This window comes from Paraburkholderia denitrificans, from assembly GCF_042655705.1.
GTDB classification, from domain to species: domain Bacteria; phylum Pseudomonadota; class Gammaproteobacteria; order Burkholderiales; family Burkholderiaceae; genus Paraburkholderia; species Paraburkholderia denitrificans.
The window spans coordinates 1-11421 of sequence record NZ_JBHSMP010000034.1 but is presented as its reverse complement, the minus strand read 5'-3'; the positions used below and the strand labels follow the sequence as shown (position 1 = coordinate 11421).

Below are 11421 nucleotides of genomic sequence, written 5' to 3'. Positions count from 1 at the left end.
TCGGGAGGCCTGCTCCCATCTTCAGTACAGCATCGCAGACTTTCGCCTGCGTTCGTGACACACTAGGATAAGTATTCTTATCTCACCGAGGCGAGCAAATCTTTACGCCCCCGTCGGAACGTAACTGCCATTGCGTTTGCTTTCACACAAACTTTGGATTGTTTGTCAATTCATGCGAGCCCTTTCACCACCGCGTGACAGGGCGTGCATGACTTGGCATTGCCAATTGCAGTCTCAGTAAGGACACTGGGGTCTCTCACATTGCAGCCCTACCCAATTCGGCACGGCGAACACCACGATGCCACCTACTCCATGACTTTCAGTCCGACAACCCGGTCACGCCCAGTGAAAGACAGGCACCCTGCACGAAGCCGTTCGTTGACCACACCCACTCGATAATCCGGTCGCCTGCCGGGATCTGCCCGGCCAGCAACTTCAACCGGGAAGTCGTGTATTCGGCGAAAAATGGCCTTCCGTCGTATTTTTGCAACACTTGCGAGACTGTCCTGCAGAAGCTATTGGTCCGGTGCATTTAAGACTGCGACAGCTAGTACACTCGATAGTACATATATCCCCAAATACCAAAGAAATACGTCTTTTAATCAAACATATACACACATTCTTCGAGTCCTCTCGTGGTATCAGACAACTGCGCAACGGATTACATAGGAATAGAAATTAATTAAACAATAAATAGCGCCCGTTACATTTTGACCAGCTACAGTCCTTCTTCGCATAAAGCAACCCGGGCACCGGCTAGTACATTCACGAGCACGTCAGAGGTTGGGAGGCAAGAAATGTACTACCGTACGCTCCCAACTCATTCGTCGATCGACGATCTGTTTTGGCCACGTCTCGACGTAGACACCGCCAACCCTTGTTGACACACACGAGAGTTTCTACGCGGCCGAGGCCGTGTAAAAACGCGCAGAACGGCCGACCGGTAACGCCCAGTTGGGAGCGCGATTGCGCTGGACCGGGACATAGACGAATGACGTGATCGTGCTTTACCGGAAAACAGCATCGGCGCGCGAGTTCACGCGCCTGCCAGTTTCATTGCGCGCATCGTCTTTGCGAACCCGAGAATCCTGATGACGCGTTTGAGGTTGTAGGCCAGCACATGCAAACTTATTTCGGCCGCAACATGGCCGAGTCCGCGTGTCTGGAAGTGCGTGGAACCCATCCAGTGCTTGAGTGTGCCGAACACGTGCTCAACCGTGCGCCGTCGTATCGTCATGGCATCGAGCCGGCGATCCAGTCTGGACTGCATCGCTTCGAGTACCGTTTCGTGCTCCCATCGTCGGATACGCCGGTAATCGGTGGGCGTGCACTGGCTCTTTAACGGGCATTTCGGGCAGGCGCTACTCCAGTAGGTGCGCAGGGCCATCGGAGTTTCGCGCTCGACGGAAGTGAACCGGTAAATCGCCCGTTGCCCAGCCGGACACAGGTATTGGTCGTCTTTGGCGATGTAGATGAAGTCGGCCCGGTCGAACCGTCCTTCCGCCTTTGCACCTGAGGTTTGTGTTTTCGGCACCAGCGGCGCAATACCCGCGTCATCGCACGCCTTGATCTCAAGGGCACTGAAGTACCCGCGATCAGCCAGCGCCGTGATCTTTTTCCTGCCCATCGCATCGCGTGCGGCCTTCGCCATCGGGCTCAGTTGCGCCCGGTCGTTGCCGACGTTCGTCACTTCGTGGGTCACAATGAGGTGATGCTTCGTATCGACAGCCACCTGAACGTTGTAGCCCACCACGCCCGTACCCTTGGCCTGCGACATCATCGAGCGTGAATCGGGATCAGTCAGCGAGACCTGTTTTTCCGGTAAGCCATTCAACAGTTCCGCAGCCCGATCCAGATCGCGCATCTGCTCACGCAGCGTTTCGATCTTTTCCCGTAGTCGTTCGGTTTTCGTTTCTACCTCGACCGGTTGCGTTCGATCTGCCGTTTCCAGTGCATCCAGATAACGCTGGATGCTCTGCTCGATCTGTTCCTGCCGCTTTGCAATCTTGTTGGGTGTGAAGTTGTTGTCGCGGCTGTTGACCGCCTTGAACTTGCTGCCGTCAATGGCAACGACTGCTTGCGTGAACAGCTTCAGGTCACGGCAGATCACCACGAAGCGTCGGCATACGTTGCGAATGCCGGGAACTCGGCTATCGTCTTGAAGTCCGGTCGCGAGGCGACCGGTCAGCCACATCAGTTCGACATTGCGCTGGCACTCGCGCTCCAGACGTCGGCTCGACTGCACGCGATTGAGATAGCCGTAGATATAGAGCTTGAGCAGAACAGCTGGATGGTAAGACGGTCGGCCCGTGGTCGCGGGCGTGGCCCCGTCAAATCCGAGGGAGGCCAGTTCGAGTTCGTCTACGAATGCGTCGACTATCCGCACGGGATTGTCTTCGGCGATAAAGTCTTCGAGACATTCCGGCAGCAGCGTTGCCTGATTGCGGTTCACACCTTCGACAAATCGCCCCATCTCCGCCTCTTGCGCTAACAGGTTGATTCAGTCTAGGCGATCGGCTGCGTTTTGACACATCCTCGGCCCATTTCAGCCATCCGAGGGAACTGCTACCCGATGCGCACGCTGAAAACCATGCGCTGGATCGGCGACGCGCAGCGCTTAAGGATCGCATAAGCTTCTGCCCCATAGAATGCCCCGCGAATCTGCCGCGTAGCTCAAAAGCTTGCGACAATCCGATTTCGCGGGCGGCGCGATGCCTCCCTGCAACCCAGGTTCGCTTTCGGGAGCGCACGTTGCCTTGCCTTTTACCTCGCGCGCCGCGCAATCGCGTCGGCAGCTCCACTATCGCCTCTAGCCGTGCCGCGCTAGCCGCAACGACGTTCGCCATCACGTTGCTTTCCGGCTGCGCCGTCTATCACGCAAAGCCCCTCCCGTCGAGCGATTCGCTGCTCACCCAGGCAGCACTCGCGCGCGTACAGATCGATCCGGCGGAGATGCCGCTGCCCGAACTCGCCGCGCACCGCTTCGACCCATCCGATGGCTTCGACATGGAAGACGTCGCGATACTGGCCGTCGCGAACAATCCCGATCTCAGGCTCGCGCGCGACGATCTCGGCATCGCGCAGGCGCAGGCATTTTCGGCGGGACTGCTGCCCGATCCCCAGGTGAGCGTATCGAGCGACTATCCTGGCGCGGCCGGATTTTCACGTGCGTTCAGCTACGGCCTGAGCATGGACGTCATGGCCATCGTCACGCGCAGCGCGAACAAAAAGTCCGCGGATGCAACGGTGAGCAAAACCGACCTCGGCCTGCTCTGGCAGGAATGGCAGGTGGTGGCGCAGGCGCGACAGCTCTTCGTGAAGGCGCGCTTCCAGAACGACGTGCTGCCGCTGCTCGCGCAACAGGCCGAACTCGCGCAGACGCGCTACGTGCGCACGGCGCACGCGGCGAGCGAGCACAACGTGACCGCCGACACCACGACCGCCGCCCTCACGGCCTGGCAGGACGCGCGCAAGCAATACGCCGACATACAGCACGCACGCGAGCAGACGCACCACGACCTGAACGCGCTGGTCGGTCTCGCACCGGAAGTCGATCTGCCGCTCGTCGGCGCGGCCGCCGTCGAGCCCCTCGACGCGTCGACGCTGGACGCCGCCGTCGCAGCGCTGCCGCAGCGCCGGCCCGACCTGATCGCGTTGCAGGCCGGTTACGAAGCACAAGAGCAGAAGTACCGCGCGGCGATCCTCAATCAGTTTCCGAGCCTTTCGGTTGGCTTTACCCGTCAGCGCGACACATCGGAAATCTACACGAGCGGCTTCGCCATCAATCTCACGCTTCCGGTGTTCAACCGCAATCGCGGCAATATCGCCATCGAGCAGGCCACGCGCCAGCGTCTCGCCGACGAATACCAGGACCGCCTGAACACCGCGTACGCCGATATCGCGCATCTGCGCGCCGATAACGCACTCGCCGGGCAACAGCTTGCACAGGACGAAGCAGCCCTGCCCGCACTAAACGAAGCGGCTGCCCGCGCGCATGACGCCTACGCGGCGCACAACATCGTACTCGGCCAATACGTTGACGCGCAAAGCGCCGCGCTCGCGCGTCAGGTGGATGCCGCCATGGCTCGCGAGGCACTCGCCGAACAGCGCATTTCGCTGCAAGCGCTGCTCGGCAGCGCGATCCCCGATCCGTACGCCGATGCACCCGCCGCGCACGACAACACCAACGGCTCGACGCATGCGTCGTCAGACGCCGCCACGAATGCTCCTGCTAATCGCTGATGATGCCCATCCCAGAACGCTACTTTTCCCTGCGTGCCGCCGTGTACGCCCTGTGCGCCGCCGGTTCGCTTGCTGCCGGCGCTGCACTCCTGTGCGCGCGCAGCGCGCACGCCGATGATGCCGGTGCCGCCGAACCTGCGGCCTCTGTTGCCGTGCAGGTCGTGCCGGTCGTGCGCAAGCCCGTCTCTCAGCGGGTCGTCGCGTACGGCGTGGTGGGCAGCACCGCCGGTAATTCGGTCACAGTTAGCCTGCCCTACGTTGCGCGTGTGACGCGCGTTCTGGTACAGCCGGGCCAGACGGTCGCACGCGGCACACCGCTTGTCGTGGTGCAGGCCGATGCCGGCGCAGTGGTCGCCTTCACCCAGGCGAAAAGCGCTGCCACACTCGCGCGCGGCGAGCTCTCGCGCACCGAGGCCCTCTTTCGCGATGGCCTCGCCACGCAATCGCAGCTCGACACCGCGCAAAAAGCGCTCGACGACGCTCAACAGGCGCTCGCCGCGCAGAAGGTGTCGGGCATCGCAGCGGGCGAAACGACGGTTACCGCGCCAGCCGCCGGCGTGGTCTCGCAGATGAGTGCCGCACCCGGCGACCAGGTGCAGGCCGGCACGTTGCTCGCGCAACTGGTCGGCATGAACGCTTCCGGCGCACGCGCGGCCAACGTCTCGCTCGGCGTGGAAGCGGCCGACGCCGCGACGATCCACGCAGGCGACCGCGTCGTGCTGCATCCGCTAACCGCCGCGCAGACGTCCGCGCAGGCGCAAGGTCAGGTCGCGATGGTGGGGGCGGCCGTCGATGCGCAAACGCAGCTCGTGAATGTCGGCGCCAGCGTGCCGCTCGCGAACACGGCGCTCCTGCCGGGCATGCGCGTGCGCGCCGAGATCGACACGCAGACGGGAACCTGGTGGGAGGTGCCGCGCGCCGCAGTGCTGCAGGATGCCAAGGGCCAGTACGTGTACCAGTTGATGCCGGGTAACAAGGCGCACCGCGTGAACGTGACCGTGAAAGTCGAGCACGGCGGTACGTACGGCGTGGACGGCGCGCTCGACGCCACGCGCGGTCTGATTGTGAGCGGCAACTACGAACTCGAAGACGGCATGGCCGTGCGCGTCGCGCAAGGCGGCGCGCAATGACTTTTGGCGAATGGATGCAGCGCCACCGGCGCTCCCTGTTGTTCGTGATCGCGCTTGGCGCCATCGCAGGTGCGCTCACCGGACTGCGTCTGCCGATCTCGCTCTTTCCGAACGTCTCGTTTCCGCGAGCCGTCGTCTCGCTCGATGCGGGCGACCGCCCCGCCGAACAGATGGCCACGCTCGTCACCGTGCCCGTCGAAGAAGCGCTGCGGCGCGTCCCGGGCGTTCGCGACGTGAAATCGACGACCAGCCGCGGCTCAGCGCAAATTTCCCTGAACTTCGACTGGGGCACCGACATGTCGCAGGCCACGTTGCAGGCGCAGTCGGCGATTGCCGAGATCCTCGCGACGCTGCCGCCGGGCACGACCATGCAGGTGCGCCGCATGGACCCGACCGTCTTTCCCGTGCTCGCGTACAGCCTCACGTCGTCGCGGCTCTCGCTCTCGCAACTCCACGATCTCGCGCAGCTCCAGTTGCGTCCGCTGCTGTCGTCGGTCGACGGTGTGGCGCGCGTCGAAGTCACGGGCGGCGCGCGCGACGAGCTCGAAGTCGCCGTCGATCCGGCCCGCCTCGCTGCATACAAGCTCTCGGTTGCCGATGTCTCTCGCGCGATCGGTGCGGGCAACGTGCTGATGGCCACCGGGCGCATCGAGGACCACGACAAGCTCTACCTCGTGGTCGCGAACGCCCCCCTGGACGGCCTCGACGCGCTGAAGAACGTGGTGGTCGCCACGCCTGACCCGAACCGGGCGAATCAGGTGCGTCTCGGCGATATTGCAACGGTCACGCAGGGCGTCGTGCCCCAGTGGATGCGCGTGACGGCAGACGGCAAGGATGCCGTGCTGATCAATGTCTTCCAGCAGCCGGGCGCGAACAGCGTGGCGATGGCGCAGGCCATCCGCGCGCGCCTCGCCAGCTTCGACAAACAGATGCCGGCGGGCGTGCATCTCGCGAACTGGTACGACCAGAGCGAGCTTGTGATCGCTTCGGCCACGAGCGTGCGCGACGCCATCATGATCGGCCTTGTGCTCGCCGCGCTCACGCTCTTCGTGTTCCTGCGCAACGTGAAGGTCATGCTGATCGCCGTCGCGCTCGTACCTGTCGTCATGGCCGCGACCATTCTCATGCTCGACATCTTCGGCATGGGCTTCAACATCATGACGCTCGGCGGCATGGCCGCTGCCGTGGGCCTCGTGATCGACGACGCCATCGTCATGATCGAGCACATCGCGCGGCGCGTGCGCGAGGCCGGCAGCCACGCATTTCATGGCCGGGTGATGAGCGCGGCGCTCGAATTCACGCGCCCGCTTGCGGGCTCCTCGGCAGCCACGCTCATCATCTTCGTGCCGCTGGCGTTTCTCTCGGGCGTGACGGGAGCGTTCTTCAAAGCACTCTCCATCACCATGGCGAGCGCGCTTTTCATTTCGTTTCTCGTGACGTGGCTGGCCATCCCCATTCTGTGCGACCACTGGCTCACCGCGAAAGACGCCGAAGAGCACAGCGAAACACGCTTCGCTGCGTGGCTCAATCACCGCTATGGCCGCGTCGTCGCGGCCGTCAGCGCGCGGCCGGTGTGGGTGCTTGCGTTCATCGTGCCGCTGGCGCTCGTAGCGGCGCTAGCGTTCACGCGCGTAGGCAGCGGCTTCATGCCGTCGATGGACGAAGGCGGCTTCGTGCTCGACTACCACACGAAGCCCGGCACATCGATCACCGAGACCGATCGCCTTATGCAGCAGATCGAGGCGATCATCCGCGCCAATCCAAACGTGGCGACCTACTCGCGGCGCACGGGTGCGGGTCTGGGCGGCGACCTCAACGAACCCAACATGGGCGACTTCTTCGTGCGGCTGAAATCGGGCCACCGCGAACCCATCGACACCGTGATGGAGGAAATCCGTTCGCAGATCGAAACACAGGTTCCGGGCGTGAGCATCGAGCTTGCGCAGTTGATGGAGGATCTCATCGGCGACCTCACGGATGTGCCGCAGCCCGTGCAGATCAAGATCTACTCCGACGACCAGAACGTTCTCGATGACACCGCGGAGCGCGTAGCCGCACGCATCGGCAAGATTACCGGCATTGTCGACGTCGACGACGGCATCAACCCTGCCGGCGACGCCATCAACCTGCACATCCGCGCCGATGCCGCAGCCGCCGAAGGCATGGACCCGCAGGCCATCGCGCAGCAGGTGAACGATCTGCTCGACGGCAACGTGGCCACGCAGTATCAGGACGGCCCGAAGAGTATCGGCGTGCGGGTGCGCGCACGGGGCGCGATGCACATGACCGATACCGCGCTCAGCCAGTTGCCGATACGCGCGCCGGACGGGCATATGTTCGTGCTGTCGCGTGTGGCCGACCGCGTAACCGTGAGCGGCCAGCCCGAGATCAGCCGCGACAATCTCAAGCGCATGGTGGCGGTGACGGCGCGCATCGACGGGCGCGACCTCGGCTCGACCATCGCCGACGTGCAGCACGCGCTCGCCGATCAGAACCTGCTGCCCGCAGGCGTCTATTACGAGCTTGGCGGCCTCTATCAGCAACAGCAAATCGCCTTCAAAGGCCTGATTGCCGTGTTCGGTGCCGCGCTCGCGCTGGTGTTCGGGCTGCTGCTGTTCCTCTACGAGCGCTTTCGCGTGGCGCTGGCCGTATTGGCGATGCCGCTGCTCGCGGCCGGCGCGGTCTTCATCGGCCTGTGGATCACCGGCATTGAGCTCAATATCTCGGCGATGATGGGGATGACGATGATCGTCGGTATCGTGACGGAAGTCGCAATCTTCTATGTGTCGGAATTTCAGGGCCTCGTGCGCGACGAAGGGATGGGCGTTCACGAGGCGCTGCAGGCGGCGGGCCGTAACCGCCTGCGCCCCATCGCGATGACGACCATTGCCGCAATTCTCGCGCTCCTGCCGCTCGCGTTCGCACTGGGTCAGGGCGCCGCGATGCAGCAGCCGCTCGCGGTGGCCATCATCTCGGGGCTGATCGTGCAGATGCCGCTGGTGCTGGTGGTGTTGCCGGTGCTGCTGCGCCTGCTGCTGGGCGTGGGCAAGGGCGGCCAGCTCAGCGTGGCATAACGACTGCGTCGGCTTGCCGAGTGTACGTTGTGCTCACCTTGGCGGCGGCCAGTAAATGACAGGAGGGCACAACGCATATCCGCTTAACAACGGTTGTGAGTCGGCTTCTTCCTCCCGTATCAGGAGGCACTCGGCCAGTTGCAATCTCGGCACGGACCATAGCGGGATCACGCTTCGTATCCTTCGCCCACGCTCCCGCTACGCGATCGAGCTGGAACATCGCATTCGCAAGCGTGATGTCCGGGTCGAGACCCGAAGCCGACGCGGTCACGAAGTCGCCCGGCACGCTCTGCAGCGCGACGTCCGGATGGTCCTGCCGCCACATGTCGAAGAAGATCGACTGAACATCGCTCCCCGCATTCACGGGCTCAATCGCGCGTACGTTCTTACCATCGGCGTCCTTGTGCATGACTACGGAGGGAATCGTGCCCGGATTCGCCACCGAATACGACGTGAAGAACGCCACTGCCAGATCGGCGGCTTTCGGCTGCGGTGTGCCGGAATTTGCCGCCCTCCACTGCTTCACGTCGGCGGGATGCTGCTTCGCCCAGGCGTCCACATAAGCGCCGTGCGTTGGGTCGGCATTGACCCAGGCTTGCGCGAGGCTGTTATGCGCGTTGGCCCATTGCGCCACGATATTGACGGCGTGGTGTTGCGCAACGCAACGTCGAGAGGCGGCGTACCCCTATTTCGTCAGCAGATCACACTTTCGTATCCTGGTTTCCAGGCATTGACTGATCGGTGGCGATCAAACGAATCGACTCAAAGCCGATTCACTGTCGGGTTCAATCATTAGGCTCCTGCCTGACAAATCATGGAATAACCTGGACGCGTCAGACCAACCGGCCCCGGCCAGTTCGGTTCAGGCGCCGCATCTGCATTCACCTCTGCCCAGCCGCGGACCGGCTTTAATTGCCTGCCGCGCTCTTCACGGCGCATTCCTCGACGATGGTCTCCCCATCGCTGAACTTGAAGGTGACGGGAGTCGTCGAGCCAACCGTCAGCGGCTTCTTCGCCTTCTCGAACATCACGTGATATCCGCCCGGCGCGAATTCGAGCGTCCCGTTGGCCGGGACGGTCACCTTGTCGACCTTGACCATCTGCGACGTGCTCCCTTCAGTCTTCGTCCGATGCAGCATGGACGTGCCGAACGCATCCGTGCTGACACCTTGGAGATCGACGGGCTTGTCGCCCATATTCATCAACTGGAAGTAGCCGCCGGACGGCACGTCGCCCGGCATCGAGCGGATCCAGCAGCCGGACACCATCATGGCGCCCGACGAAGCGGCAAAAGCAGTGAGCGAAGCAGCCGCGAGCAGCAGTGCGAGAGCGAAGCGGAAGAAGGGGTAGCGCATGGAGTGATCTCCTGTTCTACGTTGAGGATAGAGTGATTGGTCGCCGGGCCACACTTCGCCGCGCCACGGGCAGGCTTAAGTCGCCATATCGGTCTCGTGTCCGGCATGCTCGCTCCGCTAGCCGCCCGTCGGCGACGTATGGCCCAGCACCGCAGCCAGCCCAAGTACGGCCAGCATAATGAGCGCTTCAACGACGAGGACGCTGTCAAAGAGGCGTTGCGCAGCGGGGTAATCCGGATCGTTTCGCGCGGCAAGCAGGAGCAGCCTGGGCAGGACCGACAACCGGTTCCAGCCGCCCAGCAACGTCGCCAGGACGACACATACAAGCTTTGTGGCGAGCAATCGGCCCCAGTCTGTACTAAAGAGCGGCGCGCTGGTTTGTGCCGTGTCCTGAACAGCGTTGTAGAAACCGGTGACAAGGACAAGCACGAGCGCCGCCGTAGCCAGATAAGATAGCGCCGCACAAAACGCGGCACGTTGTGCGGGCGGACGGACCGGTTCATATACAAACCGGCGCAGCAGGATCGCGGCGACGATGACGCTGCCCGCCCAGAGCGCAGTCGCTAGCAGGTGGACGACATGGATCGCCTCGCGCACCGAAAAGTCGCCCGCATCTGCCGCGTGGCTGGCTGCGGCCTTGCCTGCGGCCCATGCAACGAGCCCGGCGGCGGACAGGAGGAAGCCGCGCTGCCTGAGAAGGCCGCTCGAAGCGGCGGCCAGCGCGCCAGCGAATCCGACCGACCAGGCAAGGCCGAAGTGAGATGCGGTCAGCACAGATCCTACTGCCTGACCGGCATCCGTCAACGGCGAACCGCTCATCACAGCTGCCTGGAGCCAGAGATACATGAGTGCCGAAATGGCCAGCGCAGCAGCGAGAACCGCGCCCCAGACACGCAACGCCGTATGTTCGGGCAGACCGCTCCGTTTTCCCATCGCGCCGCACGCGAGTACGCCCGTCGCCGTCGCAAACAGGACGTTCTGCACAGCCGCCAACGCGACTTGAGCGACAACGAGTGACTCCACGGTCACTTCACCGTGAACGTGTAGTGTCCCTGCGTGCGATGGCCATCCGCAGCGACGGCCGCCCATGCGACGTTATAGACGCCCGGCGTCAGCGCATTCAAGCCCACGGACATGTGCTTCTTGTTCGACACATCGACCACGGCCTTGCCGCTCGTGACGGCCTTGCCTTGCGCGTCGGTCACGGTGATCGAGCTGAATGCGGGTTCGAGCGCGTCGTCGAAGTCGATCGCCACGTCCTTTTGCGTCGTCGTGACGGTGGCGCCCGCAGCGGGCGCCTCGTGAGTCGGGTAGGCGTGCGCGTGGGCAAGCTGGCAGGCGGCGATCAGGAGTGCGGCAGCGGCGGCGCGTGCGGTGGTTTGCAATTTCATTTGTTGTGTCCTGCGCTTAGAAGAGGGGTTTGCCGAGCGAATGCGGGAACATGTCGTCGAAGTACAGATGCGCCTGGACGATCACGCCCACGTGGGTACCCGTTGCGCGGTTCACCGGAATCTGCGCTTCGATGCCGAACTGGCCATAGCGGTTAACCCAGATAAGGCCGGGGTTGATCGTGCCCGTCGTCTGGCCGGCACAGTCGCCCGCCGTGCAGGTGCTCATCGG

9 protein-coding genes and 1 pseudogene are annotated in these 11421 nt (G+C 63.2%); 3 read left to right on the top strand and 7 right to left on the bottom strand.

The features are described 5' to 3' along the window. Positions 1 to 319 precede the first annotated feature (319 nt). Both ACFPTO_RS21635 and ACFPTO_RS21630 read right to left on the bottom strand, forming a co-directional pair. Entirely contained in the window at positions 320 to 532 is a 213-nt protein-coding gene (locus ACFPTO_RS21635) for a hypothetical protein (RefSeq protein WP_377714569.1), read from the bottom strand. A 504-nt stretch (positions 533 to 1036) separates the two neighbouring features. After that, the gene (locus tag ACFPTO_RS21630) at positions 1037 to 2473 is read right to left on the bottom strand and encodes an IS1182 family transposase (protein WP_377714567.1); all 1437 of its coding nucleotides are present in this window, start codon (positions 2471 to 2473) and stop codon (positions 1037 to 1039) included. A gap of 278 nt (positions 2474 to 2751) precedes the next feature. Here ACFPTO_RS21630 and ACFPTO_RS21625 point away from each other — a divergent pair, with 278 nt between their 5' ends. The 3 genes from ACFPTO_RS21625 to ACFPTO_RS21615 are packed head-to-tail and all read left to right on the top strand — an operon-like array spanning position 2752 to position 8446. Then, a complete protein-coding gene (locus tag ACFPTO_RS21625; protein ID WP_377714565.1) occupies positions 2752 to 4242 on the top strand; it encodes a TolC family protein in 1491 nt (496 codons plus the stop codon). Beyond that, complete coding sequence (locus tag ACFPTO_RS21620) at positions 4242 to 5372, top strand: efflux RND transporter periplasmic adaptor subunit (RefSeq protein WP_377714563.1); 1131 nt, start codon at positions 4242 to 4244, stop codon at positions 5370 to 5372. Before ACFPTO_RS21625 ends, ACFPTO_RS21620 begins: the two co-directional genes overlap by 1 nt. After that, positions 5369 to 8446, top strand: a complete 3078-nt coding sequence (locus ACFPTO_RS21615; RefSeq protein ID WP_377714561.1) for an efflux RND transporter permease subunit — start codon at positions 5369 to 5371, stop codon at positions 8444 to 8446. The genes ACFPTO_RS21620 and ACFPTO_RS21615 overlap by 4 nt, the downstream gene beginning before the upstream one ends. On the opposite strand, the gene ACFPTO_RS21610 is transcribed toward ACFPTO_RS21615, so the two are convergent. From ACFPTO_RS21610 to ACFPTO_RS21590, 5 genes and pseudogenes are all read right to left on the bottom strand, one after another. Next, positions 8433 to 9005: a potassium-transporting ATPase subunit C gene (locus tag ACFPTO_RS21610; RefSeq protein WP_377714559.1), complete on the bottom strand. Its 573-nt coding sequence runs from the start codon at positions 9003 to 9005 to the stop codon at positions 8433 to 8435. The two genes, ACFPTO_RS21615 and ACFPTO_RS21610, sit on opposite strands and share 14 nt — an antisense overlap. 349 nt (positions 9006 to 9354) lie before the next feature. Continuing rightward, positions 9355 to 9801 (bottom strand): copper chaperone PCu(A)C, encoded by a 447-nt coding sequence (locus tag ACFPTO_RS21605; RefSeq protein WP_377714557.1) that lies wholly within the window; start codon positions 9799 to 9801, stop codon positions 9355 to 9357. A gap of 117 nt (positions 9802 to 9918) precedes the next feature. After that, a complete protein-coding gene (locus ACFPTO_RS21600) occupies positions 9919 to 10824 on the bottom strand; it encodes a CopD family protein (protein ID WP_377714555.1) in 906 nt (301 codons plus the stop codon). Between the two features lie 2 nt (positions 10825 to 10826). After that, a complete protein-coding gene (locus ACFPTO_RS21595; protein ID WP_377714553.1) occupies positions 10827 to 11192 on the bottom strand; it encodes a copper resistance CopC family protein in 366 nt (121 codons plus the stop codon). 16 nt (positions 11193 to 11208) lie between these two features. Further along, positions 11209 to 11421, bottom strand: a pseudogene (locus ACFPTO_RS21590) (hypothetical protein); the annotation flags it as partial.

Coding starts and splice junctions, on each gene's coding strand:
- ACFPTO_RS21615 (WP_377714561.1), top strand. CDS start 5,369: ATGACTTTTGGCGAATGGATGCAGCGCCACCGGCGCTCCCTGTTGTTC.
- ACFPTO_RS21620 (WP_377714563.1), top strand. CDS start 4,242: ATGATGCCCATCCCAGAACGCTACTTTTCCCTGCGTGCCGCCGTGTAC.
- ACFPTO_RS21605 (WP_377714557.1), bottom strand. CDS start 9,801: ATGCGCTACCCCTTCTTCCGCTTCGCTCTCGCACTGCTGCTCGCGGCT.
- ACFPTO_RS21595 (WP_377714553.1), bottom strand. CDS start 11,192: ATGAAATTGCAAACCACCGCACGCGCCGCCGCTGCCGCACTCCTGATC.
- ACFPTO_RS21635 (WP_377714569.1), bottom strand. CDS start 532: ATGCACCGGACCAATAGCTTCTGCAGGACAGTCTCGCAAGTGTTGCAA.
- ACFPTO_RS21630 (WP_377714567.1), bottom strand. CDS start 2,473: ATGGGGCGATTTGTCGAAGGTGTGAACCGCAATCAGGCAACGCTGCTG.